This window comes from Actinomadura sp. ATCC 39365 (assembly GCF_054392275.1).
Genome location: NZ_CP184335.1, coordinates 11,130,542 through 11,156,192, shown reverse-complemented (window position 1 = coordinate 11,156,192; position 25,651 = coordinate 11,130,542). Strand labels below are relative to the sequence as shown.

Sequence of the window (25,651 nt, the reverse complement as noted above, 5' to 3'; positions counted from 1 at the left end):
CGGGGCTTTCGACGCCAGGAGAGGACTTTCAGCATGGCGAAGATCCTGCAGTTCGACGAGGACGCCCGTCGCGCGCTTGAGCGCGGTGTCAACGCCCTCGCGGACGCCGTGAAGGTAACCCTCGGCCCGCGTGGCCGTAACGTCGTCATCGACAAGAAGTTCGGTGCGCCGACGATCACGAACGACGGTGTGACCATCGCTCGTGAGATCGAGCTGGAGGAGCGCTACGAGAACCTCGGCGCCCAGCTCGCCAAGGAAGTAGCCACCAAGACCAACGACATCGCGGGCGACGGCACCACCACCGCCACCGTGCTGGCCCAGGCGATGGTCCGCGAGGGCCTGCGCAACGTGGCCGCCGGCGCCTCGCCGCTGTCGCTCAAGCGTGGCATCGACAAGGCCGCCAAGGAGATCAGCGACCGGCTGCTGGCCAGCGCGCGCGAGGTGGGCGACAAGAAGGAGATCGCCAACGTCGCCACCATCTCCGCCCAGGACGCCAAGATCGGCGAGCTGATCGCCGAGGCGTTCGACAAGGTGGGCAAGGACGGTGTCCTCACCGTCGAAGAGTCCAACGCCATGGGCATGGAGCTCGAGTTCACCGAGGGCATGCAGTTCGACAAGGGCTACCTGTCGGCCTACATGGTGACCGACCCCGAGCGCATGGAGTCCGTCCTGGAGGACGCGTACATCCTGCTCACCCAGGGCAAGATCTCCTCCATCGCCGACTTCCTGCCGCTGCTGGAGAAGGTCGCCCAGACCAAGAAGCCGCTGCTCGTGGTCGCCGAGGACGTCGAGGGCGAGGCCCTGGCCGTCCTGGTCACCAACAAGATCCGCGGCACCTTCACCTCCGTGGCCGTCAAGGCCCCGGGCTTCGGTGACCGCCGCAAGGCGATGCTCCAGGACATGGCGATCCTCACCGGCGGCCAGGTCGTCAGCGAAGAGGTCGGCCTCAAGCTGGAGCACGTCGGCCTCGAGGTGCTCGGCACCGCCCGCCGCGTCGTCGTCACCAAGGACGCCACGACCATCGTCGACGGCGCCGGCGACCAGCAGGCGATCGAGGACCGCGTCAAGGAGATCAAGATTGCCATCGAGCAGTCCGACTCCGACTGGGACCGCGAGAAGCTGCAGGAGCGTCTGGCCAAGCTCGCCGGCGGTGTGTGCGTGCTGCGCGTCGGCGCCGCCACCGAGGTGGAGCTGAAGGAGAAGAAGCACCGCCTCGAGGACGCGATCTCCGCGACCCGCGCCGCGATCGAGGAGGGCATCGTCTCCGGCGGTGGCTCGGCCCTCATCCACGTGGGCAAGGAGCTCGACGACCTCGGCCTGACCGGCGACGAGGCCACCGGTGTCGGCGTCGTGCGCCGCGCGCTGGTCGAGCCGGCCCGCTGGATCGCCGAGAACGCCGGCCTGGAGGGCTACGTGGTGACCCACAAGGTCGCCGAGCTGCCCGCCGGCCAGGGCCTCAACGCCGCCACCGGCGAGTACGTCGACCTGATCGCCCAGGGTGTCATCGACCCCGTCAAGGTGACCCGGTCCGCGGTGCAGAACGCGGCTTCGATCGCGGGCATGCTCCTGACGACCGAGGCGCTCGTGGTGGACAAGCCCGAGGAGGAGGCTCCGGCCGCCGGCCAGGGCCACGGCCACGGTCACGGCCACTGACCCGCCTGTTTCCCCCGCGCCCGTACGGCCCGCACCGGTTCCCTCCGGCGCGGGCCGTCGGCTTTCAGCCAGACCGTCACGTCTCTGCCGCGTCTGCTGCGATCTCTTGCCTGGGACCAGGGATCAGAACTGGGCTCCCACGGCGTCTTCCCCCTGCCGCCGACGTCTCGGTCTCCTTCTGCGACCGACGGCCCATGGCAGCGAGGTTGCAACGAGAGCACCGACGGCCTGCCGTGCAGTAGTTCCCTGAGGGCGCCGACTCGGTCCCCACCCGCGAGTAACTAGACGCCGTCGCCGCAGAGCTGCCCGTCCGGCCTCGCAAGACGCTGGACCGGGACACCCGGCTGAGCGCCTCACGGAGCTCCTGGCGGCCTGCGCCCGAACCTCGAAGCGGCGAGGTCGGAGTGCGCCTGTCTCCGCAACCTTCGGTCACGGCGTCGTTTGCGCGAGTTCCTCAAGCTGCTGGACGACCTTGTCGATCGGCGCAGAAGCGTCGATCTCGAGCGTGGAGGTGGCCCTGAGCAGCGGCTCGACGTCGGCCAGAGCACGCAGGACGGCTTCACGCTCCTCAGGGCGCTTGCCGAAGGGGTTGTTGGTGCGTGTCGCGATGCGAGCAAGCATGACCTCAGCGGGCGCGCTGAGCAGGACGACGTGGTCGAAGTGCGGGTAGAACCGGCCCTGATTGGACTTGCAGCCGGCCACGAAGAGTGCGCCCTCACCGTGGTTGGTGAGCAGGTCGCTGATGGCCGGCTCACGCCACACCCAATCAGTGGATCCGTCCGACAAGGTCACCCAGTGGCTCCACTGGTCGCTATCAGTGTCAACGGCGCGATGGCCCCGGGCCGCCAGCATCTCCAACGCCGTGGACTTGCCGGTTCCCGACATCCCCGTGACCAGGATCTTCGCCATCGGAGGAGACTACCGAACCGTCCCGACCTCGGCCGGCTTCAGCTCACCCACGTCGGCGATCTGGTGGCGTCGGCCATGGGCTTCCGCAGTCCCCGCAACTCGGACCACGGAAGCCCGCTCGGCTCGCTTGCCGGCCGCCGCCAGTAAGTGATCACAGCGTTGTGACGCCCCTCGGACACACCCCCTTGGGCGGCCCGGTGGCTTTCGCGGGGCGGCGTGGGTCGTCGCCGGCCGGCGGGTCCGGGAGCGGGTGGGACGGGTGCGGGGAGGGGGCTGGTGGGTTTCGGGGGTGAGGAAATGCGGCTGGGGCTGGTGGGGCGGAAGGCGGTGGGGGCGGGGGAAAATGGGGGAAGAGGTGGATTATTGGAGTAAACCGGCAGTGGCGGTTAAGCGTCGGGGTCTGGCAATTGTCGTGCATTTCGGCTTATGGGGTGAAACATTATGTCAGCTTATAAGGCTTAGTGTGGTCGACTGATTACTGTTAGTTATCGTCGCTTCAATGTGACCAATCCGTAGCCGTTCGCCATGGGGACAGGCCCGATCAGTGCGGGCATCATGCCTATCGTGAGCGAGGGAAGCGTCGCCGACGCCAAAATTGGGGTAAGGCTCGCGTCGAGACTTCCGGCACGGACGGATGACTCCGACCTTAGGGAACTGACGAGCCTCGCCGTGCAGGGAGATCGCAGTGCGATCGAATCCCTGCTCGGGGAGTTGCGTCCCATGGTGGTGCGGTATTGCCGCGCCAGGCTGGGCAGGGTTTCAGGGCAATATCACATTGCCGATGACGTAGCCCAGGAGGTGTGCATCGCGGTGTTGTCCGCGCTGCCGCGATACCGGGACATGGGGCGGCCATTCGCGTCCTTCGTGTTCGGGATCGCCTCGCACAAGGTGGCCGACGCGCTGCGCAGCTCGGTGCGCTCGGCCGTGCCCACCCAGGATCTGCCCGACGGGCCCGACGACGGCCCGGGGCCCGAGGAGACGGTGGTCCGCTACATCGAGGTCGAGCACGCGCGCAGGCTGCTGGCCAGGCTGCCCGACAACCAGCGGGAGTTGCTGCTGTTGCGGGTGGTGTCGGGGCTGTCGGCCGAGGAGACCGGTAATGTACTCGGTATGTCACCAGGTGCGGTCCGCGTAGCCCAGCATCGGGCGCTGGCCAGGTTGCGGCAGATGGCCGAGCTGGAGTCGGCTTGACGCCGGAGGACGAGCTCCATGCGCTTCTCGAGGCCGACGACCTGCTCCAGACCGACGAGCTGCTCGACGCGGTCGCGCGGGGCCGGGCGCGGGACTCGTCCGACCCTGCGGTGCGGTGGCTGGGCGCGCTACTGGACGATGTCTCGGAGGAAGTCGATCAGCGGCGCTCCTCCGTGTCGATGACGCCGTCGACATAGCCTCGGGCGTACTCCCAGCTGACGTAGTCGGCGGGGTCGGGGTGGAAGGCCGGCTCGTGCACCTGGGGCTGGCCTTTCTCGATCATCTGGCGAAGGTTGCCGCGCAGCAGCTCCCAGTCGAAGAAGTGCTGCTCGCCGCACTCGGGGCAGTCGAGCACGAGGCCCAGCACCCCCTGCGGTTCGAGCAGGGAGCGAAAGACCTCGACGTCTGCCAGGTCGGTGATGGCCTCGTCGCGCTCGGCCGCGGTGAGTGGCTCGGCGTCGTCGAGAGCGCCCATCGCCGAGGACGGGTCGTTCGGGTCGTCCGCGAACGGGTCGCGGGGGACGTCTTCCAGCACCTTCCCACCATATGACCGAAGCGGCCCCGGCGGAGAGTATTAGCTGAGCCATCCCCGTCTGGCGGCCTCCACGCCGGCGTGGAACCGCGACTGGGCGCCCAGCTCGGCCATGGCGTCGGCGAACCTCGCTCGCACCGTACGGACCGAGACGCCGAGCTGGCGGGCGATGGAGTCGTCGCACACGCCCTGCGCGGCCAGGCGGAGCACCTGGACCATCCCGTCGCCCCTGCGCCCCCAGGGCAGCGGCACGGCGCGGCCCCACAGCTCCTGGAACAGCGAGCGCAGCATGCCGACGACGATCGGCGTGCGTACCAGGTAGAAGTTGTAGGCGTGGTCGGGCAGGTTGCCGCCCCACAGGGCGGGCAGGCCGGCGACCTCGGGCCCGGCCGTCATGAACCAGCTCGGCACCCGGTCGAGCGTGCGCACCCTGCCGCCGGTGTCGAGCAGCCGGGTGAGCTGATCGCGTACGCCTGGCAGGCTCAGCGTGGAGACCGGAATGATCGCCTGAACGGTAAGAAGTTGCCGTTTTTGCGCATCAATCCATGGGTCCGCAAATTTACGAACAAAATCTGCCATTGTGCGCTCATCCGGGATTGCAGTCAACAACTCCATGGGCGGCGATTGCACGGCTATGCCGACCACGCTCTCGTAGAGGACGTCCGCGCCGTTCACCATCTCCACCGGGAATGTCCCGCTCTGATAATCGCGGCCGGCGTCGTAGTCGTGGATCAGGCCGCGGATGGAGCCGAGCGCGGAGTCGATCCTGCGGCTCTCCTCGGCCAGCCGGTCGAGCCGCTCGGCGATGACCCGGCCGAGCGCCGCCGCCGGGTGCCTGGCCAGGTACTCGCCGGACTGCTCGTCGACCACCCCCAGCCTGACCAGGTCGTCGAGCTGACGGCCGACCTTCTCGACGGGGCCGTCCATGGCCTGGGCGAGGTCGGTGCGCGTGGCCCTGTGCAGGCGTAGCAGCGCCGTGTAAAGGGCGGTCTGCGCCGGGTCGAGGCCCAGCGTCTCGAAGGGCTCTGCAACGCGCCTGGGCTGATTACGCATTATGGGCGGCTCCGTCGGGGGGACACGGGCGTGCCGCGAGGATAACCCCGTACCGCCTGCGTGTCCGGGGCTTGCCGTGGAATCGTCGGCGGAACGTGCAACTTCGTGCAATTGCACGTTTTCACATTGCGTCGTGCCGTTGAGTGACGCACGCTTTACCTAGCGTCGGCACCCTGAAGCGGGGTCTTGCGGCAGCCGCCATCAGGACGCGGAGGGGGGTTCGGTGGCGTGAACACGCCGCCAGGCCTGGGTGCCGGTGGCCGGGGGATGGGACGGATCACCGACCGTCCCATCCCCCTGCACTTTGCGCGTTGCGGACGGCGAGGCCGGGCGCACGACGGGGCGTGGGGCCGTCGTGCTCCCGGCTTCGTTGCGTTTTGGAGCCAGGCCCTAGACTTAGGTCAATCAGCGCAGAGGTCAGGAGGGGGCCGAGGCATGTCCAAGTTCACCGAGATGGGTTTGACCTTCGACGACGTGCTGCTGGTGCCCGGCTACTCCGATCTCCAACCAGGTGAGGCCGACACCAGATCTCGTCTGTCACGGGACATCACGCTGTCCATCCCGCTCGTCTCCGCGGCCATGGACACCGTCACCGAGGCCCGCATGGCGGTCGCCATGGCGCGCCAGGGCGGCATCGGCATCCTCCACCGCAACCTGTCGGTCGAGGAGCAGGCCCAGCAGGTCGACCTGGTCAAGCGGTCCGAGGCCGGCATGGTGACCAACCCGGTGACCTGCAGCCCCGACGACACGCTGGCCGACGTCGAGCGGCTGTGCGCGACGTACCGGATCTCCGGTGTGCCGGTGACGGACGTGGCGGGCACGCTGGTCGGCATCGTGACCAACCGCGACATGCGTTTCGAGAGCGACCAGACCCGTCCTGTGCGCGAGGTCATGACCAAGATGCCGCTGGTCACCGCGCCGGTGGGGGTCTCGCGCGACGACGCGTTCGCGCTGCTGCGGCAGAACAAGATCGAGAAGCTGCCCCTCGTCGACTCCGACGGCAGGCTGCGCGGCCTGATCACGGTCAAAGACTTCACCAAGAGCGAGCAGTACCCGCTGTCCACCAAGGACGCCGACGGCCGCCTGCTGGTCGGCGCGGCCGTGGGCGTCGGCGGCGACGCCGAGCTGCGGGCCAAGGCGCTGATCGAGGCCGGGGTCGACGTCGTCGTCGTCGACGTGGCCCACGGTCACTCCAAGGGCCTGGCCGACATGATCGCCAAGCTCAAGGCCAACAGCAAGGTCCAGGTCATCGGCGGCAACATCGCGACCAGGGCGGGCGCCCAGATGCTGGTCGACGCGGGCGCCGACGCGGTCAAGGTCGGCGTCGGCCCCGGCTCCATCTGCACCACCCGCGTGGTGGCCGGTGTGGGCGCGCCGCAGGTGACGGCCATCCACGAGGCGTCCAGGGCGTGCGCCCCGGCCGGGGTGCCGGTGATCGGCGACGGCGGCCTCCAGTACTCCGGCGACATCGTCAAGGCCATCGCGGCCGGTGCCGACACGGTCATGCTGGGCTCGCTGCTCGCCGGCTGCGAGGAGTCGCCGGGCGAGCTGATCTTCATCAACGGCAAGCAGTTCAAGTCGTACCGGGGCATGGGGTCGCTCGGCGCGGTGCGCAACCGCGAGCGCGGCGGCACCTCCTTCAGCAAGGACCGCTACGCGCAGGCCGACGTCGGCGGCGACGACAAGTACATCCCCGAGGGCATCGAGGGGCAGGTGCCCTACCGCGGGCCGGTCGCGGCCGTCGCCCACCAGCTCATCGGCGGGCTGCGCCAGGGCATGTGGTACGCCGGGTGCCGCACGATCGAGCAGATGCACACCGACTGCGAGCTCATGCCGATCACGGCAGCGGGCCTCAAGGAGAGCCACCCCCACGACATCCAGATGACCGTGGAAGCTCCGAACTATCACAGAAGGTAAGTTCATGACTCAGCAGGTGGAGATCGGCCGGGGCAAGACCGGGCGGAGGGCGTACGCGCTCGACGAGATCGGGCTCGTGCCCTCGCGACGCACCCGTGACCCGGAAGAGGTGTCGATCGCCTGGCAGATCGACGCCTACCGGTTCGAGCTGCCCGTCGTCGTCGCCCCCATGGACAGCGTGGTCTCGCCCGCCACCGCGATCGAGATCGGCCGGCTCGGCGGCCTGGCCCCCTCGACCTCGAAGGGCTCTGGACGCGCTACGAAGACCCGTCCCCGCTGCTGGAGGAGTGCGCCGCCCTCGACGCCGCGGCCGCGACCCGGCGGCTCCAGGAGATCTACGACGCGCCGATCAAGGAGGAGCTGATCGGGCGCCGGATCGAGGAGATCCGGGCGTCCGGGGTGACGACGGCCGTCCGCCTGTCGCCGCAGCGCACGGTCCAGTACCACAAGGCCGTGATCGACGCCGGCGTGGACATCTTCGTCATCCGCGGCACCACCGTCTCGGCCGAGCACGTCTCGGGCCGCGCCGAGCCGCTCAACCTCAAGCAGTTCATCTACGAGCTCGACGTGCCGGTCATCGTCGGCGGCTGCGCCACCTACACCGCGGCGCTGCACCTGATGCGCACGGGCGCGGCGGGCGTGCTGGTCGGCTTCGGCGGCGGCGCCTCGCACACCACCCGCAACGTGCTGGGCGTGGCCGTGCCGATGGCCACCGCGATCTCCGACGTGGCCGCGGCGCGCCGCGACTACATGGACGAGTCCGGCGGCCGGTACGTCCACGTGATCGCCGACGGCGGCATGGGCACCTCGGGCGACATCGCCAAGGCCATCGCGTGCGGGGCCGACGCCGTCATGGTGGGCTCGCCGCTGGCCAGGGCGTCCGAGGCCCCCGGCCACGGCTTCCACTGGGGCTCCGAGGCCCACCACCCCGACCTGCCGCGCGGCCGTCGCGTGGAGTTCGGCACGGTCGGGACGCTGGAGCAGATCCTGCACGGCCCCTCCAGCGTGGCCGACGGCTCGATGAACCTGATGGGCGCGCTCAAGCGCACGATGGCCTCCACCGGCTACTCCGACATCAAGGAGTTCCAGCGGGTCGAGGTCGTGGTCGCGCCGATCCAGCGCTGACCGACATCTGGCCGGTGTCTGACCGACGTCTGACCGACGTCTGCGACGGCTCCCGGGGGTTGCGGCCTCCGGGAGCCGAGTGCTTTCCGGGGTTCCCGCCGTCCCGCCGTGTCGAATCGGGCCGCCGCCGTTCGTGTAGGACGCGCAAGGGGACGCACGTGCCGGCGAGGTGGTTGCAGCATGTCCGATCAGGTCGAACGGGCCTTCCGGGAGGAGTACGGCCGCGCGGTGGCGGTGCTCGTCCGCGTGTTCGGTGACATCGACGTCGCCGAGGAGGCGGTGCAGGAGGCGTTCGCGATCGCGTTGCGGCAGTGGCCGCAGGCGGGCCCGCCGCCGAGCCCGGCCGGCTGGATCATCACGACCGCCAGGAACCGGGCCGTCGACCGGTTGCGCAGGGAGTCGGGCCGCCACGACAAGCACGTGCAGGCGGCGCTGCTGCACGCCCGGGACGAGCCCGCCGAGGAGGGGCCCGTGCGGGACGAGCGGCTGCGCCTGATCTTCACCTGCTGCCATCCGGCGCTCGCCCCGCACGCGCGGGTGGCGCTCACGTTGCGGCTGCTCGGCGGGCTGAGCACGGCCGAGATCGCGCACGCGTTCCTGGTGCCGGAGACGACCATGGCCCAGCGGCTGGTCAGGGCCAAGAGCAGGATCCGGCGGGCGGGGATCCCGTACCGGGTGCCGGCGGCGGCGGACCTGCCGGACCGGCTGCGCGCGGTGCTGGCGGTGGTCTACCTGATCTTCAACGAGGGCTACACGGCCAGTTCGGGCGAGCGGCTGGTGCGCGAGGACCTGTGCGCGGAGGCCGTCCGGCTCGGCCGGCTGCTGGCCGAGCTGATGCCGGACGAGCCCGAGGTGTGGGGCCTGCTGGCGCTGATGCTGCTGGTCCGGTCACGCCGGGCGGCGCGCACCGCGGGCGGCGGCGAGCTGGTGCCGCTGCCCGAGCAGGACCGCGCCCTGTGGGACCGCGCGCTGGTCGAGGAGGGGCAGACGATCGTACGGCGCTGCCTGCGGTGGGGACGGCCGGGGCCCTACCAGGTGCAGGCCGCGATCAACGCCGTGCACGGCGACGCGGCGAGCGCGGGGGAGACCGACTGGCGGCAGATCGTCCAGCTCTACGACCTGCTGCTGGCGTTCAGGCCGGGGCCGGTCGTGGCGTTGCACCGCGCGGTGGCGGTGGCCGAGGCGGAGGGCGCCGAGGCGGGTCTGGCGCTGGTGGAGGGGCTGGAGGTGACAGGCTATTACCTGTTCCACGCCGTACGGGCCGACCTGCTGCGGCGGCTGGGACGCGACGGGGAGGCGGCGCAGGCGTACGGCGAGGCCATCGCCCGTGCGGGCAACGAGGTCGAGCGGGAGTTCCTGCGCCGCAGGCGCGCGACGTTGAGGGGGACGTGAGATGGACCGGGTGTGCGTGGTCACGGGGGCCAACCGGGGGATCGGGCTGGAGGTGGCCAGGCAGCTCGCGGCGGCGGGCGACACGGTGGTGCTGACCGCCAGGGACGAGCGTAAGGCCGTCGAGGCGGCGGCCGGGATCGGCGGCGGCGAGGTGCTGGCGCGGCGGCTCGACGTCGCCGACGAGCAGTCGGCGGCCGGGCTGGCGCGGGAGCTGGAGAAGACCCATGGGCGGGTCGACGTGCTGGTCAACAACGCCGCCATCCACTACGACACCTGGCAGCGGGCCTGCGAGGCGGACCTGGGCGTGGTGTCGGAGGCGCTGGAGACGAACCTGCTGGGCGCCTGGCGGGTCACGCTCGCGCTGCTGCCGCTGTTGCGCGGCGGCGCGCACGGCCGGATCGTCAACGTCTCCAGCGAGATCGGCTCGCTGGCCTCGATGGGCGGCGGCACGCCCGCGTACACGGTGTCGAAGACGGCGCTGAACGCGCTGACCAGGATGCTCGCGGCCGAGCTGCGCGAGGACGGCATCCTGGTCAACTCCGTCTGCCCGGGGTGGGTGGCGACCGACATGGGCGGCCCGGGAGGGCGGCCGGTCGCCGAGGGCGCGCGGAGCGTGTTGTGGGCGGCGGACCTGCCCGACGACGGGCCGACCGGCGGCTTCTTCCGCGACGGGCAGCCGCTGCCGTGGTGACGCGTTCGCGGGCGCGAGCTCGTGAGGCGGGCCGTATCCTGCCGTAGCATGGCCGATCTTGTGTACACCCACGTCCTCGACTTCGACGGCGACGTCGTCACCAAGCGGTATGTCGACGGCAAGCCGGGGGCGGCCGAGCGCGAGTGGCGGGCGCTCACCCTGCTGGCCGAGCACGCTCCGGGCCTGTCCCCGCGGCCGATCGCCTTCGAGGACGGCGTCGTGCGCATGACCAGGATCGCCGGCGTGCCCCTGCGCGGCCTGGCCGTCGAGGAGGTGCCCCTGACCGCCATGGCCGAGGCGCTCACCGAGCTGTACGAGGCCGTCCCGCCCGGCGTGCTGGCGGCCGTCCCGGTGCGCCCGTGGCAGGCCGAGGCGCTCGCCGGCCAGGTCAGGGAATGGCTGGACGCCTGGCGGCCGCGCGGCCCGCGGGCCGACCGCGCGGTCAAGGAGGGCCTGCGCTGGCTGGCGGGCCGGCGTCCGGGGGAGTCGGGCGTACGGCCGGCTTTCGGGGCGGGCGACGGCAACCTGGCGAACTTCCTGTGGGACGGCGCCCGCGTGCGCATCGTCGACTTCGAGGACTCCGGCCGCAGCGACCTGGTCTACGAGCTGGCCGAGCTGTCCGAGCACGTCTCGATGTGGGTGGACGGCGAGGTGGAGATCGCCGACCGGTTCGAGCTGAGCGGGCCGCAGGCACGCCGGCTGCGCGACTGCCGCAGGTTGCAGAGCCTGGTCTGGCTGTTCCTGCTCTCGCACGACAGCCCGCGCAATCCCCCCGGCACCTTCGATCGTCAGGTCGAGAGGGTGCTGCGATCATTGGAGGCATGAGACTGGCGCAGGAGGCCGACAGGGCCGCCGTCGAGCAACTCGTCCATGACGCCTACCAGCCATGGGCCGAGATCATCGGGACGCGGCCGCTGCCCATGGAGGCCGACTACGCGGCCCTCATCGGCGCCGGCCGGGTGCACGTCACCGACGGCCTGGAAGGGCTGGTCGTGCTCATCCCCGAGGAGGGCACGCTGCTGGTCGACAACGTGGCGGTCCGGCCCGACCTGCACGGCAGGGGCATCGGCCGGGGCCTGCTGGCCTACGCCGAGCGGGAGGCCGCCCGGCTCGGCCTGCCCGCCCTGCGCCTCTACACCAACGTCAAGATGGCCTCGAACATCGCGCTGTACACCTCGCTCGGCTACGCCGAGATCGGCCGGGCCGACCTCGACGGCCGGTCGGCCGTGGTGATGCGCAAGGAGCTCAGCCGGTGAGCACGCCCAGCAGGTGACTCACCTCGCGGGCCACGGCGTCGCGGCCCGCGTTGAGGTATTTGCGGGAGTCGACCACCCGCTCGTCGTGGGCCAGGTAGTCGCGTACGGCCCGGGTGAACGCCTTGTTCAGGTGGGTGGCGATATTGATCTTCTTCATGCCGTTGCGCACGGCCTCGCGCAGCACGTCGTCGGGCACGCCGGACGAGCCGTGCAGCACCAGCGGCACCGGCACCGCCGCCCGCAGCTCGGCGATGAGCTCCAGGTCGAGCACGGCGTCCTTGGTGGTCATGGCGTGCGAGGTGCCGACGGCCACGGCGAGCGCGTCGACGCCGGTCCTGGCGACGTAGTCGACCGCCTCGTGGGGCTTGGTGCGGGCGCCGGGCGCGTGCACGCCGTCCTTGCCGCCGACCTCGCCGAGCTCGGCCTCCACCCAGACGCCGCGCTCGTGGCACCAGGCCGCCACCTCGGCCGTGGCGGCCACGTTCTCCTCGTCGGGCAGGGCGGAGGCGTCGTACATCACCGAGCCGAGGCCCAGCGTGACCGCCTCCTCCACCAGCGCGCGGTCGGTGGCGTGGTCGAGGTGGACCGCGACCGGCACCTCCGCGCGGCGCGCGACGGCCAGCGCGGCCAGCGCGACGGGTTCGAGCGCGCCGTGGTAGCGCACGCAGTTCTCGCTGATCTGCAGCACGACCGGCAGGCCGAGCGCCTCGGCGCCGGCCACGATCGCGGTGGCGTGCTCCAACTGGATCACGTTGAACGCGCCCACCCCTGCGGGGGACTGCCGGACGATGTCGCCTATTCCGGCGAGGGCCATGACGAGCTCCTTACGTGATGATGATCTGGGGGTGTATGTCGGCGTAGACCTCGCCGTCGAAGTCGCCGGCGACCGGTGCGGCCACGGCGGCCGCGCCCAGCGCCGCGGCCCGCCGCAGCCGGTCGGGCCACGGGGAGCCCTCGACCAGGCCCAGCGCCAGCCCGGCGACCAGCGAGTCGCCGGCCCCGGTCGGGTTTCCGCGCACGGTGTAGGGCATCCGGGCCCGGAACGTGCCCTCGCCGGTCACCGCGAGCAGCCCGTCGGCGCCCATGGAGACGACCACGGCCTCGGCCCCCCGCTCGCGCAGCGCCTGGGCGCCCTCCTCGGGGGTGCCGCCGGGAACCGCCCTGGCCAGCTCCTCGGCGTTGGGCTTGACGACGGCCGGACGGCCCTCCGGGGCGCGCCGCAGCGGGTCGCCGTCGGCGTCGACGATGGCCGGCACGCCCGCGCGGGCGGCGACGGCGGCCAGCGTCGCGTAGACGTCGGCGGGGACGCCGCGCGGCAGGCTGCCGGAGACCACCACCGCGTCGGCGCCGGCCAGCAGCGACGTGTACCGCTCCACGAACGCGGCCAGCTCGGCCGCCGTCACCTCGGGGCCGGGCTCGTTGAACAGCGTGGCCCCATTCGGCTCGGAGACCACCAGCGTGGTGCGGGACTCGGCGGCGATGCCGGTCAGCGCGGCGGGCAGCCCGGCGGCCCGCAGGTCGTGCTCGATCGCGCGCCCCGTGGGCCCGCCCGCCAGCCCCGTGACCAGGACCTCCTGGCCGAGGGCGGCCAGCACGCGGGCCACGTTGACGCCCTTGCCGCCGGCGCGCCGGTGGACGGCGCCGACCCGGTTGACGCCGTCCCAGGCGACGGACGGGACCTCGTAGGTCACGTCGAGCGCGGCGTTGAGCGTCACGGTGATGATCATCAGGGCTCCGAGATCCAGTCGCCGTTCTTCATCACGCCGTCGACCTCCAGCTCGCCGGAGAGCACCACCAGGTCGGCCGCCTTGCCGACGGCGATCGAACCGATCTCCTCGGCCAGGCCGAGCACCCTGGCGGGGGTCAGCGAGGCCACCTGGACCGCGTCCGGCAGCGACATGCCGAGCTTCCGCACGCCGCGGCGGAAGGCGGCGTCCATGGTGAGGGTGGAGCCCGCGATCGAGCCGCCCTCGACCAGCCTGGCCACGCCGTCGGTCACGCGCACCCGCATGGGGCCGAGCACGTAGTCGCCGTCGCCGAGGCCCGTGGCCGCCATCGCGTCGGTGATCAGCACCGTCCGGCCGGGACCGGCCACCTCGTAGGCCAGGCGCAACATCGCCGCGTGCACGTGGACACCGTCGTTGACCAGCTCGACCGTGACGCGCTCGTCCTCCAGCAGGGCGGCGATCGGGCCGGGCGCGCGGTGGCCGAGCTGCGGCATCGCGTTGTAGAGGTGGGTGGCGACGGTGGCGCCCGCCTCGATGGCGGCGATCGCCTGGTCGTAGTCGGCGTCGCTGTGGCCGAGCGCCGCGATCAGGCCCTCGCCGACGGCCGTGCGGATCGTGTCGAGCCCGCCGGGCAGCTCGGCGGCGACGGTGACCATGCGCGCGTGCCCGCGCGCGGCCTTGACCAGCCCCGACAGCTCCTGCGGCGACGGCTCGCGCAGCAGGGCGGGGTTGTGCGCGCCGCAGCGGGCCTTGGCGATGTACGGCCCCTCGAAGTGGATGCCCGCCAGCAGCCCCTCCTCGCACAGCTCGGCCAGCGAGGAGGCGGCCCTGGACAGCTCGTCGAGCGCGTCGGTGACCAGGCTGGCCATCATCGTGGTCGTGCCGTGCCGCCGGTGCAGGGCCACGGCGTCGCGGGCCTTGTCCTGGTCGCCGGTCGGGAACGACCCGCCCGCGCCGCCGTGGTTGTGGATGTCGACGAACCCGGGGGCGACGTGCCGCCCCCGAGGCTCAGGCCGGGGCTGGGGGCCGATCCGTGGCCGACATGCGTGATGCGGCCGTCTTCGATGGTCAGCCACCCTTCGTGCACCCCTTCGGGGGTCACGATCCGGGCATCGGCGAGAGTAAGGCTCATGAAGAAAGGATCACAGATCGCGTGAGGTGCATGGGCTCGTCGGGGTTCAGCCCACGGGCGAAGGCCCGCGCGACCGCCACCCGCTGGGCGCGCACCAGCTCGGCCATGGGGTCGAGGCCGCTCTCGAAGAACGTGCCGCCGGTCGCCTCGACCTGCTCGCGCAGGCCCTCGGGGGCGGTGCCGAGCATCCACGTGACGCGGCCGGGGCCCGCGATGCTGATCGGGCCGTGCCGGTACTCCATCGCCGGGTACGCCTCCGTCCACGACCGGGACGCCTCGCGCATCTTGAGCGCGGCCTCCTGGGCCAGGCCGACCGACCAGCCGTTGCCGAGGAAGCTGAACTGCTCGGCCTCGACGAGCTCGGCGGGCAGCGGCTCGGCCAGGGCCCGCTCGGCGTCGGCGATCGCGCCGGTCAGGTCCTCGCCGAGGCTGGCGCGGAGCATGGCGAGCTGGGTGGTGGCGAAGCGGGTCTGCACGACGGACGTCTCGTCGGCGTAGTCGAGCACGATGACCTCGTCGGCGGCCGTCATGACCGGCGTCTTCGGGTCGGCGGTGATGGCCGTCTTACGGGCGGTCGTCCTGGACAGCAGCTCCAGCACCTCGGTCGTGGTGCCGGACCGGGTCAGCGCGAGCACCCTGTCGTACGAGCGGCCGATCGGCGCCTCGGAGGCGGCGAACGCGTCGGTCTCGCCCAGCCCGGCCTGCTCGCGCAGCGTGGCGTAGGCCATCGCGATGAACCATGACGTGCCGCAGCCGACGACGGCCACCCGCTCGCCGGGCTCGGGCAGCGCGCTTGCGGGCACGTCGGCCACCGCGCGGCGCCAGCAGGACGGCTGGGACTCGATCTCGGCTTCGGTATGGGTGGTCACCGCGTTCCTCCCCGTTGGTGTTTGTTTCTGCCTTTTTTATACAGTAAAAGCGCAGTTTTGTGCAGTGGTCGCTCTCACCTCCCTGCCTGTGCCACGCTTGATCCCGTAGGGATCTCATTGGAGGCTTCGTGTCCCGCTACGACCGCTGGAACGCCATCCTGGAGCTGCTCGCCCAGGAGGGCAGGCTGTCGGTGGAGGAGGCCGCCCAGGCGCTCGACGTCTCGACCGCCACGATCCGGCGTGACTTCGACCAGCTCGCCCAGCAGCAGATGCTCATGCGCACGCGTGGCGGAGCCGTCGCCCAGAGCGTCAGCTACGACCTGCCGCTGCGTTACAAGACGGCCAGGCACGCCGACGAGAAGCACCGCATAGCGGCCGCGGCGGCCGACCTGGTCAGCCCGGGGGCCGTGGTCGGGCTCAACGGCGGCACCACGACCTCCGAGCTGGCCCGCACCCTCGCCACGCTGTCCACGCTGGAGAGCGGGTTCACGATCGTCACCAACGCCCTGAACATCGCCGCCGAGCTGACCGTGCGGCAGCACGTCAAGATCGTGGTCACCGGCGGGGTGGCCAGGCAGCAGTCGTACGAGCTGATCGGGCCGCTGGCCTCGGGCGTGCTCGAACAGGTCACCCTCGACGTGGCCTTCCTCGGCGTCGACGCGATCGACGTCGAGCTGGGCGCCTCGGCCCACCACGAGGGCGAGGCCAGCGTGAACAACCTGCTGATCAGCCGGGCCGCCCAGGTCGTCGTGGTGGCCGACTCCTCCAAGGTGGGCCGGCGGGCCTTCTCCCGCATCTGCCCGATCGAGCAGATCGACACGCTGGTCACCGACGAACGGCTCTCCGACGAGCTCACCGGCCGGCTCACCGAGGCGGGCGTCAAGGTCGTACGCGCCTGAGCCGTCCCTTGCGTTACATGGAACCGGGCGTACGGGTAGGTACTGACCGCAGTCGACGCAAGGGGAGACGATGACGGCGGGTAGGAGCGTGGCCCGGCTCGGGCCCACCGAGCGCGCGGCGGCGCTGGCGGAGATGTCCGCCCAGGAGTTCGACGTGGTCGTGGTCGGCGGCGGCGTGGTGGGGGCGGGCACCGCGCTCGACGCCGCGACCCGGGGCCTCGACGTGGCCCTGCTGGAGGCCCGCGACTTCGCCTCCGGCACCTCGTCGCGCTCGTCCAAGCTCATCCACGGTGGCCTGCGCTACCTGGAGCAGCTCAACTTCGACCTGGTGCGCGAGGCGCTGCAGGAGCGGGCGCTGCTGCTCCAGCGCCTGGCGCCGCACCTCGTCCGGCCGGTGCCGTTCCTGTTCCCGATGACCCACTTCGGCTGGGAACGCCCCTACGTGGGAGCCGGCGTGGCGCTCTACGACACGCTCGGCTTCGCCTCCGGGCTCACCCGCGGGGTGCCGGGGCATCGGCACCTGTCCAGGTCACGGGCGTTGCGGCTGGCCCCGGCGCTGAAGAAGAGCGCACTCACCGGCGCCGTCCAGTACTGGGACGCCCAGGTCGACGACGCCCGTTACGTGATGACCATGCTGCGCACCGCCGCCACGTACGGCGCCCGGATCGCGCCGCGTGCCCAGGTGGTCGGGTTCCTGCGGGAGGGCGAGCGGGTCACCGGCGTGCGGGCGCGCGACCTGGAGACCGGCGCCGAGTTCGACGTACGCGCCCAGCAGGTCGTCAACGCCACGGGCGTGTGGACCGACGACATCCAGGAGCTGGTCGGCGGGCGCGGCCAGATCCACGTACGGGCCTCCAAGGGCATCCACCTGCTGGTGCCGCGCGACCGCATCCACTCCCGCACCGGCATCATCCTGCGCACGGAGAAGTCGGTGCTGTTCGTGATCCCGTGGGGCCGCCACTGGATCATCGGCACCACCGACACCGAGTGGACGCTCGACAAGGGCCATCCGGCGGCCTCCCGGGCCGACATCGACTACCTGCTCGACCACGTCAACGCCGTGTTGTCGGTGCCGCTGACCCGCGACGACGTCGAGGGCGTCTACGCCGGGCTGCGTCCGCTGCTGTCGGGGGAGTCCGACCAGACGTCGAAGTTGTCGCGCGAGCACGTCGTGGCGCATCCGGTGCCGGGGCTGGTGATGATCGCCGGTGGGAAGTACACGACGTACCGGGTCATGGCCCGCGACGCGGTGGACGCGGTGGCGCACGGGCTCGACCAGCGGGTGCCGCGCTCGTGCACCGACCGCATCCCGCTGGCCGGGGCCGAGGGCTACCAGGCGTTGTGGAACTCCCGCTACCGCCTCGCCCACTCCGCCGGCCTGCACGTCGCCCGCATCGAGCACCTGCTCCAGCGCTACGGCTCGCTCATCGACGAGGTGCTGGAGCTGATCGAGCATGATCCGTCGCTGGGCCGGCCGCTGGCCGGGGCCGACGACTACCTGCGGGCCGAGATCGTCCACGCCGCCACCCACGAGGGCGCCAGGCACCTCAACGACGTGCTGACCAGGCGCACGCACATCTCCATCGAGACCTTCCACCGCGGGCTGGCCGTGGCGCAGGAGGCCGCCGAGCTGCTGGCCGGGCCGCTCGGCTGGGACGCCGAGCAGGTGAAGCGCGAGGTGGAGTACTACACCAAACGCGTCGAGGCCGAGCGGCGCTCGCAGGAGCAGGACTCCGACCAGGAGGCCGACGCCATCCGGCTGGGCGCCCCGGAGATCGTGCCCGTGGTCGCGCCGGAGCGCGGGTGACCGTTCCGGCGGACCGGTCACCCGCCCTCACAGCGGGTCAGCGCAGCGGGATCCACGCCTGACGGGCCAGCGTCGTGGCGTCGTTGACCTGGAGGCCGTCCCAGGACAGCGTCCAGAGGGCGTCGCCGATGATGATCGAGCGCTGGATGCCGGGCTGGTAGGCGTAGTCCTTGTCCTGGTGCGTGGGGTGCTTGATCATGCCGAGCTTCGTCACGGCCGAGTCGTCGATCTTCAGCACGAGCGCGCCCGACTCCTTGGGGGTCATCAGCGGGAGCACCGACAGCCCGGTCTTCGGCCAGTACAGGAACGCGTGCGGGTCCCACTCGGCCTCGGAGCCCGACTCCTTCTGGAAGAGCTGCGACAGCCTGCGCGGGGCGGCCGGGTCGCTGACGTCGAACAGCGAGACCTGCGTGCCGAGCGTCCTGCCCTTGTCGCTGGCCTCCTGGCCGATGCCGATCAGCCTGCCGTCCGCGCCGGGGTGCAGGTAGGCCGAGTAGCCGGTGATCTTCAGCTCGCCGGTCACCTTGGGGGCGGCCGGGTCGCGCAGGTCGAGCGTGTAGAGCGGGTCCACCTGCTTGAACGTCACGACGTAGCCCACCGGGCCGATGAACCGGACCGAGTAGATGCGCTCGCCCTTGCCGAGGCCGCCGACCTCGCCGACCTTGGCCATGGTGGCGGCGTCGAGCACGTACACGCTGCTGGCGCTGTTCCTGCCGTCGGCGGAGGTGAGGGTGGTGGCGACGCGGAGGTGGTCCTCGTACTCCGACAGCGAGTACTGGTTCAGCAGGCGGCCGGGGACCTTGCCGGAGGCCACGTACGAGGGGCGCCGGCGGCGCTGATGTCGAACCGGTGGACCTCGGTCTCCTCGGGCGGCGCCGTCGGAGTGGGGTCGGGCACAGGCTCGGAGGTGGCCGGCGTGGCGGGCGTGGCCGGGGCGCTGCTCGTCACGGCCGGGTCGCTCGAGGTGGGCTCGACGGCCGGGGCCGCCCCGTCGGTGGCCGTCGGCACGGGCTCGACCGGCATCGGCTCGGTGACCACCGGGAACCACCAGCGGGGGTTGCTGGCGACGTACAGGCTCTTGCCGCTGCCGTAGACGGTGTCGCCGTCGGCGGCCAGGCTGATGGGCTCGGTGCCGGTCGCGGCGACGTCCTGGGCCAGGTCGATGGTGTGCACGGTGAGCAGCGAGGTGCCGGTGTAGTCGGCGGGGTGGCTGACCCGCTCGCACTTGACCGTGTCCTTCCTGACCGCGCCGGACCCGCCGGTGATCTCGACCGTGGGCAGCCAGGCGGACAGCGGCGCCCGCCGTACGACGTCCTGGTTGGCCTTCTTGCGGTCGGCCTCGGAGGCGTCCGGGCTCTTGGGCTCGGGGAAGGTGATGTCGGGCTGGCTGCGGGTGACGAGCCGGACCGTGGAGCCGATCATCCGGGCGTCCACGTACGAGCCCTGCGCCCGGATCGTGCTCAGCACCTTCGGCTGCCCGGCCAGGTCGACCACGACGTAACGGGTCTCGCCGGGCGGCGCGAAGGACTTCACCATGATGTCGCCGCCGCGGAACAGCACCAGCGCGCGGTCGCCGGAGAGCAGCAGGTCGGCGGGGGTGAAGGTGGGCTCGTCCTTCTTGGTGAGCTTGACCGACGCGGTGACCTTCCTGGTCGCCGTGTCGATGATCCGCAGGGTGCCGTCCACGACCGTGACGATCCGGTTGCCGTCGGTCTTGACCAGGTCGGGCTCGTCCACGCCCGCTTCGTGCACGTTCGTGGTGGAGTGGTCCGGGGTGTTGGAGGTGGTCTTCGCCCTGGCGGTGGCGGCGGTGTCCTCCATGTACATGATCTGCGGGCCGCCGAAGCCCCACGGGCCGACGTTCTCCGCGGCGTGCTCCCGCAGGCCCGACAGCATGTCGTCGCAACTGTCGTAGGCGACCAGGCGGACGGCGTCGAGCGTGACCTTCGGCACGGGCGCCTGGCCCGTGGCCGCCGAGGTGCAGGCCGTCGTGGCCATGGCGAGGGCCGCGGCGGTCACGGCCGTACGGAACAGCGTCTTCATGACCTCCATGACGGCTGCGCGGGCCGGATGGTTCAGGAGCCCTTGGCCGGGTTGGCGGTGAAGACCGGGCTGAAGTCGACGTCGCCGGGCACGTCGAGGATCCTGCGGAGCAGGGTGCCCTTGAGGTCGACGACCTGGATCTCGTCCTTGGTGTTGTTGTCCTGCTCCCAGCAGTAGAGGTGGGTGTCGTCGTACCAGCCGAGCACCTTGTCGCAGTCGGAGGTGAACTTGTGCGTGCGGTCGCCCGACTTGACGTCCCACACGCAGGTGTCGCCGTCGCTGCCGTTGGGGCACTCGGACAGGAGCGACTCGCCCGAGGGGGAGAAGACGTCCTGGGTGCCGGCGGGGAGCTTGCCGACCGAGCGCAGGTCGCGGGTGGCCTTGCCGTCGGCGTCGAAGAAGCGCAGGCTGCGGTTCTTCTCCGGGCCGTAGATGTTGATCACGCCCGCGCCCTCGCCGTCCCAGCCGAAGGCGGTCTTGCGGACGGCGGAGTCGTCCACCATGACGATTCCGGCCTTCTTCGTGGCGACGTCCACGATGACGAAGCCCGGGTAGGTCCAGGTGTCGCCGCTCTTCCGCTCGATGTTGAGCAGGATCTTGGAGCCGTCTTCGGACCAGCTGCGGATGCTGGCGATCAGCGGGCCGCGGACGGTCTTGATCGTGGTGCGCTCGCCCGTCTGGCGGTCGCTGACGATGATGTAGTCGTAGTTGTCGTCGGTGTACTTGCGGCCGCGGGTGGCCAGGTAGCGGCCACCGGGGGAGACGTTCGACTCCCAGTTGCCGGCGTACTTGCGGAACGGCCCGCGCAGCGAGTCCCTGGCGTGGTCGACCCAGTCGTCCTTCTTCTTGTCGTAGATCTCGTAGGAGGTCAGGACGATCGCGTCGGAGGTGTTCTCGTAGAGGCCGATCGCGGCGCCGGGCAGCGCCTTGCGCGGCCCTTCCTTGGGGACGGAGACCGGCGCGACCGACGGCGTGGCGGGCGGAACGCTGCGCCCGGACGGCCGGGCGGACGCGGGCGTCGTGACGCCGCCGTCGGCGGCCAGGGTCGTCCTGTTGTTGGTGATGATCACGACGAGCCCGGCCAGCACGAGTAAGGCGACGCCCAGCGTGGCCCCGATGATGAGCGGCGCCCTGCTCTTCCCGGCTGGCCGCCGGGGCTGGACGCCCGGGTGGGTGGGCTGCGCGTACGGGCCGGGCGGGTGCCACTGCTGCTGCGGGTACGGCTGCGGGCCCCCGGGCACCGGCCCGGTCATCGGCCCGTGCGGCGGCGGCCCGTGGGGCGGTCCCTGTGGCGGTCCCTGCGGTTGCTGCTGGGGCGGCGCCGTCATCGGCCCCGCCACCGGTCCGGTCCTGGGCGGCCCGGCGGGGACGGCCTCGGCGGCGGCCGCGGCGAGGATGGGCGAGTTCGCCGGCATCGGGTGCTGGAGCAGGCGCATGATCACCTGCTCGGCCGTCGGCCGCTGCGCCGGGTCCTTGGCCAGGCACGCGGCCACGACGTCGCGCAGCGCGCCGTCGAGCACGCCCAGGTCGGGCTGCTGGTTGAGGACCCGGTTGATCACCGCGGGCATGGTGTCGCTGCCGAACGGCGCCCGCCCCGACGCCGCGTAGACCATGGCGCTGGCCCACGAGAACATGTCGGCGGCCGGCCCGACGGTGTGGCCCATGATCTGCTCGGGCGGCATGTACGACGGCGTGCCCACGACCATGCTGCTGATCGTCGAGGTCGCGTTGAGCGCCCGCGCGATGCCGAAGTCGATCACCCGCGGGCCGTCCGCGCCCAGGATGACGTTGGCGGGCTTGAAGTCGCGGTGGACGATGCCGGCCTGGTGGATGGCGGCCAGCGCGGTCGCGGTGCCGATGGCCAGCCGGTGCAGCGTGGATCCGGTGCGCGGCCCCTCCTCCTGCACCACCCGCTGCAGCGAGGGCCCTTCGATGAACTCGCTGACGATGAACGGCCGGTCCAGCTCGACGCCGGTGCCGAGGACGGCCGCGGTGCAGAACGGCGCCACCTGCTGGGCCACCTGGACCTCGCGCAGGAACCGTTCGACGCTCACGTCGTCGCCGGACAGGTCGGGACGCAGCAACTTGACGGCGACGTGCGCGCCGGAATGATCTTTCGCGAGGTAGACGACGCCCTGGCCGCCCTCGCCAAGCCTGCCGAGGAGATCCATGCCGGCCAGACTCGCCGGATCTCCCGGGCGTAGCGGAGCGAACGATGGCATAAGAGGATTCTGACCCCACCCCGCGAATCCGCAAAAACTACCCGCCGGTAGCCGAGCGGAATATCCTTCGGGCATGCACGTCACGTCCAGCGGCAAGACCCGGGAGATCACCGCCCCCTTCACCGGCGAGCCGCTCGCCGAGCTGCCCATTTCCACGGCCGACGACGTACGCCTGGCCTACGAGCGAGCCAGGGCCGCCCAGGCCGAGTGGGCTGCCAGGCCCGCCGCGGCGCGGGCCAGACCGTTCCTGCTGCTGCACGACGCCATCCTCGACCGCAGGGACGAGATCCTCGACATCGTCCAGAACGAGACCGGCAAGGCCCGCAAGCACGCCTTCGAGGAGGTGCTCGACGTCGCCGGGTGCAGCCTCTACTACGCGCGGCGGGCGTCCGGCCTGCTCGCGCCGCGCACCCGCAAGGGCATCTTCCCCGGCGCCACCCGGGTGACGGAGCTGCGCCAGCCCAAGGGCGTGGTCGCGCTGATCTCCCCGTGGAACTACCCGCTCTCGCTCGGCGTCACCGACGCCGTGCCGGCGCTGCTGGCCGGCAACGCGCTGGTGCACAAGCCGGACACCCAGACCGCCATGTCCACGTTGTGGACCATCGACCTGCTGGCCGAGCTGGGCATGCCGCGCGAGATCTGGCAGGTCGTGCTGGGCGAGCCCGCCGAGATCGGCGACGCCCTGCTCGACGACGCCGACTACGTCGCGTTCACGGGTTCGACCAGGGGCGGCAGGAAGATCGCCGAGGAGGCGGCCAAGCGGCTCATCGGCTGCTCGCTGGAGCTCGGCGGCAAGAACCCGATGGTGGTGCTCGAAGACGCCGACGTGCCGCTCGCCGTCCAGGGGGCGATCCGGGCCTGCTTCACCAACGCCGGCCAGCTCTGCCTGTCCATCGAGCGGCTGTACGTGCACGCGTCCGTGTTCGACGACTTCGCCGCGCGCCTGGTCAGGCAGGTCGGCAACCTCAAGCTCGGCGCGGGCCACGACTGGTCGGTCCAGATGGGCTCGCTCACCTCGCAACGCCAGCTCGACGCGGTCAGCGCCCACGTGGACGACGCCGTGGCCAAGGGCGCGACCGTGCTGACCGGCGGCCGGGCCAGGCCCGACCTCGGCCCGCTGTTCTACGAGCCGACCGTGCTCACCGGCGTGCGCGACGACATGGACCTGTGCCGCAACGAGACGTTCGGGCCCGTGGTCGCCCTCTACCCCTTCGACTCGGCGGAGGAGGCGATCGAGCTGGCCAACGACACCATCTACGGCCTGAACGCCTCCATCTGGACCACCGACCCGGCCCGCGGCCGCGCCCTGGCCGCCCGCGTCAAGGCCGGCACGGTCAACATCAACGAGGGGTACGGCTCGGCCTACGCCTCCTACGACGCGCCCATGGGCGGCATGAAGGCGTCGGGTCTCGGCCGCCGGCACGGCGCGGAGGGCCTGCTGCGCTACACCGAGTCCAAGACCGTGGCCTCGCAGGCGTCCTGGCTGGGCTTCGAGCCGCCCTTCGACCTGACGTACGAGACCTGGGCCGACGTCCTGGCCGGCACCCTCAAGGCGATGCGGAAGCTGCGGATCAAGTGACGTTCGACGTTCTGGTCATCGGGTCGGGGTTCGGCGGCAGCGTCTCGGCGCTGCGGCTGAGCGAGAAGGGGTACAAGGTAGGCGTGCTGGAGGCGGGCCGCCGGTTCGACGAGTCCACGCTGCCGGCCACCTCGTGGAAGCTGCGCGACTTCCTGTGGGCGCCCTGGCTCGGCATGAAGGGCATCCAGCGCATCCACGTGCTGCGCGGCGAGCGCGGCACCGGCGTGATGGTGCTGGCCGGGGCCGGGGTGGGCGGCGGGTCGCTGGTCTACGCCAACACCCTCTACGAGCCGCTCGACCCGTTCTTCCGCGACCCGCAGTGGGCCGGCATCACCGACTGGAAGTCGGAGCTCGCCCCCACTACGACCAGGCCAGACGCATGCTCGGCGCGGTCACGAACCCCACCTTCACCCGGGCCGACGACGTCATGCGCCGGGTCGCCGAGAAGATGGGCGTGGGCGACACCTTCCACCTGGCCCCGGTCGGGGTCTACTTCGGCGAGGACGGCGTCGACCCGTACTTCGGCGGCGCGGGGCCGCGGCGGCGTGGCTGCATCGAGTGCGGGCAGTGCATGACCGGCTGCCGCCACGGCGCCAAGAACACGCTGGTCAAGAACTACCTCCACCTGGCCGAGCGGGCGGGCGCCCGGGTCTACGCCGAGTGCACGGTCACCTCGGTGCGCCCGCTGCCCTCCGGCGGCTACCGGGTCGTCGCCCGCCGGACGGGGTCGGCGCTGCGCCGCCGTTCGTTCACGGCCAAGCAGGTGATCTTCGCGGCCGGCACGTACGGCACCCAGCGCCTGCTGCACAAGCTGCGCGCCACCGGCGACCTGCCCGGCCTGTCGCCCAGGCTCGGCACGCTGACCAGGACCAACTCCGAGGCCCTGCTCGGCTTCGAGCGCACGTCGGCGGGCGGCGAGAAGCTCAACAGGGGCGTGGCCATCACCTCCTCCATCCACCCCGACGCCGAGACCCACATCGAGCCCGTGCGTTACGGCGACGGCTCCAACGCCATGGGCCTGCTGCGCACCCTGCTCGTGGACGGCGGCCAGCCGAGGTGGCCGGCGCTGTTCCGGGAGATCGCCGCGCGGCCCCTGGAGGCGCTGCGACTGCTCGACCTGCGCCGCTGGTCGGAACGGACCGTCATCGCGCTGGTCATGCAGGCCAAGGACAACTCGATCACCATCCGGCGCACCCGCTGGGGGTTGCGCTCGGCCCGCGGCCACGGCGAGCCCAACCCGACCTGGATCCCGGCCGGGCACGAGGCCGTCCGGCACGCGGCGGCCGAAATCGGCGGGGTGCCCGGCGGCACCTGGCTCGACCTGTTCGACATCCCGACGACGGCCCACTTCCTCGGCGGCTGCGTGATCGGCGACTCGCCCGAGACCGGCGTGATCGACGCCTACCACCGCGTCTACGGCCACGAGGGGCTGCACGTCGTGGACGGCTCGGCGGTGTCGGCCAACCTCGGGGTGAACCCGTCGCTCACCATCACCGCGCAGGCCGAGCGGGCCATGTCCCTGTGGCCCAACGCCGGCGACCCCGATCCCAGGCCCGCCACGGGCTCGCCGTACGTCCGGCTGCCGCCGGTGGCTCCGCGCCGGCCCGCCGTGCCGGAGCGGGCGCCGGGCGCACTCCGTCTGTATACACTGTAA

At 71.5% G+C, this 25,651-nt stretch carries 21 protein-coding genes and 2 pseudogenes; 13 read left to right on the top strand and 10 right to left on the bottom strand.

Annotated features, from left to right (window positions below; all coding sequences use genetic code 11):
• The first annotated feature begins 33 nt into the window (after positions 1–33).
• On the top strand, positions 34–1,653 hold the full coding sequence (groL, locus tag ACNF49_RS53250) for a chaperonin GroEL (protein WP_352318685.1): 1,620 nt from the start codon (positions 34–36) through the stop codon (positions 1,651–1,653).
• A gap of 429 nt (positions 1,654–2,082) precedes the next feature.
• On the opposite strand, the gene ACNF49_RS53245 is transcribed toward groL, so the two are convergent.
• Positions 2,083–2,562 (bottom strand): AAA family ATPase, encoded by a 480-nt coding sequence (locus ACNF49_RS53245; protein WP_482942404.1) that lies wholly within the window; start codon positions 2,560–2,562, stop codon positions 2,083–2,085.
• 555 nt (positions 2,563–3,117) lie between these two features.
• On the opposite strand from ACNF49_RS53245, the gene ACNF49_RS53240 reads away from it, so the two are divergent.
• Together ACNF49_RS53240 and ACNF49_RS53235 are read left to right on the top strand one after the other, a co-directional pair.
• Positions 3,118–3,753: a sigma-70 family RNA polymerase sigma factor gene (locus tag ACNF49_RS53240; RefSeq protein WP_090930520.1), complete on the top strand. Its 636-nt coding sequence runs from the start codon at positions 3,118–3,120 to the stop codon at positions 3,751–3,753.
• Entirely contained in the window at positions 3,750–3,950 is a 201-nt protein-coding gene (locus ACNF49_RS53235; protein WP_482942403.1) for a hypothetical protein, read from the top strand. Before ACNF49_RS53240 ends, ACNF49_RS53235 begins: the two co-directional genes overlap by 4 nt.
• Here ACNF49_RS53235 and ACNF49_RS53230 read toward each other — a convergent pair.
• On the bottom strand, positions 3,911–4,288 hold the full coding sequence (locus tag ACNF49_RS53230; RefSeq protein ID WP_090930411.1) for a DUF5319 domain-containing protein: 378 nt from the start codon (positions 4,286–4,288) through the stop codon (positions 3,911–3,913). The two genes, ACNF49_RS53235 and ACNF49_RS53230, sit on opposite strands and share 40 nt — an antisense overlap.
• A 39-nt stretch (positions 4,289–4,327) precedes the next feature.
• On the bottom strand, positions 4,328–5,338 hold the full coding sequence (locus ACNF49_RS53225) for a helix-turn-helix transcriptional regulator (protein WP_357982685.1): 1,011 nt from the start codon (positions 5,336–5,338) through the stop codon (positions 4,328–4,330).
• Between the two features lie 435 nt (positions 5,339–5,773).
• Between ACNF49_RS53225 and guaB the strand changes: the two genes are divergently transcribed.
• The 6 genes and pseudogenes from guaB (at position 5,774) to ACNF49_RS53195 (ending at position 11,719) form a co-directional block, all read left to right on the top strand.
• Positions 5,774–7,255, top strand: a complete 1,482-nt coding sequence (guaB, locus tag ACNF49_RS53220) for an IMP dehydrogenase (protein ID WP_357982682.1) — start codon at positions 5,774–5,776, stop codon at positions 7,253–7,255.
• A 16-nt stretch (positions 7,256–7,271) separates the two neighbouring features.
• Positions 7,272–8,380, top strand: a pseudogene (locus ACNF49_RS53215) (GuaB3 family IMP dehydrogenase-related protein).
• A 180-nt stretch (positions 8,381–8,560) separates the two neighbouring features.
• Positions 8,561–9,772: an RNA polymerase sigma factor gene (locus ACNF49_RS53210; protein WP_482942402.1), complete on the top strand. Its 1,212-nt coding sequence runs from the start codon at positions 8,561–8,563 to the stop codon at positions 9,770–9,772.
• A gap of 1 nt (position 9,773) precedes the next feature.
• Positions 9,774–10,463: an SDR family oxidoreductase gene (locus ACNF49_RS53205; protein ID WP_357982676.1), complete on the top strand. Its 690-nt coding sequence runs from the start codon at positions 9,774–9,776 to the stop codon at positions 10,461–10,463.
• Between the two features lie 48 nt (positions 10,464–10,511).
• On the top strand, positions 10,512–11,288 hold the full coding sequence (locus tag ACNF49_RS53200) for a phosphotransferase family protein (RefSeq protein WP_482942401.1): 777 nt from the start codon (positions 10,512–10,514) through the stop codon (positions 11,286–11,288).
• Positions 11,285–11,719, top strand: coding sequence for a GNAT family N-acetyltransferase (locus ACNF49_RS53195; RefSeq protein ID WP_357982670.1), 435 nt, complete (start codon positions 11,285–11,287; stop codon positions 11,717–11,719). Before ACNF49_RS53200 ends, ACNF49_RS53195 begins: the two co-directional genes overlap by 4 nt.
• On the opposite strand, the gene ACNF49_RS53190 is transcribed toward ACNF49_RS53195, so the two are convergent.
• From ACNF49_RS53190 to ACNF49_RS53175, 4 genes are read right to left on the bottom strand one after another with little or no spacing between them, the layout of a single operon-like run.
• A complete protein-coding gene (locus tag ACNF49_RS53190; RefSeq protein ID WP_357982667.1) occupies positions 11,709–12,533 on the bottom strand; it encodes a class II fructose-bisphosphate aldolase in 825 nt (274 codons plus the stop codon). The genes ACNF49_RS53195 and ACNF49_RS53190 overlap by 11 nt on opposite strands.
• Before the next feature lie 10 nt (positions 12,534–12,543).
• Positions 12,544–13,446 (bottom strand): 1-phosphofructokinase family hexose kinase, encoded by a 903-nt coding sequence (locus ACNF49_RS53185; protein WP_482942400.1) that lies wholly within the window; start codon positions 13,444–13,446, stop codon positions 12,544–12,546.
• Positions 13,446–14,522 carry an N-acetylglucosamine-6-phosphate deacetylase gene (gene nagA, locus ACNF49_RS53180; protein ID WP_482942399.1) on the bottom strand — a complete coding sequence of 359 codons (1,077 nt, stop codon included), beginning with the start codon at positions 14,520–14,522 and terminating at the stop codon, positions 13,446–13,448. The genes ACNF49_RS53185 and nagA overlap by 1 nt, the downstream gene beginning before the upstream one ends.
• A gap of 52 nt (positions 14,523–14,574) precedes the next feature.
• A complete protein-coding gene (locus ACNF49_RS53175) occupies positions 14,575–15,447 on the bottom strand; it encodes an SIS domain-containing protein (protein WP_482942398.1) in 873 nt (290 codons plus the stop codon).
• A gap of 128 nt (positions 15,448–15,575) precedes the next feature.
• On the opposite strand from ACNF49_RS53175, the gene ACNF49_RS53170 reads away from it, so the two are divergent.
• Together ACNF49_RS53170 and ACNF49_RS53165 are read left to right on the top strand one after the other, a co-directional pair.
• Entirely contained in the window at positions 15,576–16,346 is a 771-nt protein-coding gene (locus tag ACNF49_RS53170; RefSeq protein ID WP_357982655.1) for a DeoR/GlpR family DNA-binding transcription regulator, read from the top strand.
• Between the two features lie 70 nt (positions 16,347–16,416).
• On the top strand, positions 16,417–18,153 hold the full coding sequence (locus ACNF49_RS53165) for a glycerol-3-phosphate dehydrogenase/oxidase (RefSeq protein WP_357982653.1): 1,737 nt from the start codon (positions 16,417–16,419) through the stop codon (positions 18,151–18,153).
• A gap of 37 nt (positions 18,154–18,190) precedes the next feature.
• Here ACNF49_RS53165 and ACNF49_RS53160 read toward each other — a convergent pair whose 3' ends face one another.
• The 3 genes from ACNF49_RS53160 to ACNF49_RS53150 are packed head-to-tail and all read right to left on the bottom strand — an operon-like array spanning position 18,191 to position 22,367.
• Positions 18,191–18,967 carry a beta-propeller domain-containing protein gene (locus ACNF49_RS53160; protein ID WP_482942397.1) on the bottom strand — a complete coding sequence of 259 codons (777 nt, stop codon included), beginning with the start codon at positions 18,965–18,967 and terminating at the stop codon, positions 18,191–18,193.
• Positions 18,934–20,196 carry a beta-propeller domain-containing protein gene (locus ACNF49_RS53155; RefSeq protein WP_482942396.1) on the bottom strand — a complete coding sequence of 421 codons (1,263 nt, stop codon included), beginning with the start codon at positions 20,194–20,196 and terminating at the stop codon, positions 18,934–18,936. The genes ACNF49_RS53160 and ACNF49_RS53155 overlap by 34 nt, the downstream gene beginning before the upstream one ends.
• A gap of 32 nt (positions 20,197–20,228) precedes the next feature.
• On the bottom strand, positions 20,229–22,367 hold the full coding sequence (locus tag ACNF49_RS53150) for a serine/threonine protein kinase (protein ID WP_482942395.1): 2,139 nt from the start codon (positions 22,365–22,367) through the stop codon (positions 20,229–20,231).
• Between the two features lie 124 nt (positions 22,368–22,491).
• On the opposite strand from ACNF49_RS53150, the gene ACNF49_RS53145 reads away from it, so the two are divergent.
• Positions 22,492–23,997 carry a succinic semialdehyde dehydrogenase gene (locus ACNF49_RS53145; RefSeq protein WP_357982644.1) on the top strand — a complete coding sequence of 502 codons (1,506 nt, stop codon included), beginning with the start codon at positions 22,492–22,494 and terminating at the stop codon, positions 23,995–23,997.
• Positions 23,994–25,651 (top strand): annotated as a pseudogene (locus ACNF49_RS53140) (GMC oxidoreductase). Before ACNF49_RS53145 ends, ACNF49_RS53140 begins: the two are co-directional and overlap by 4 nt.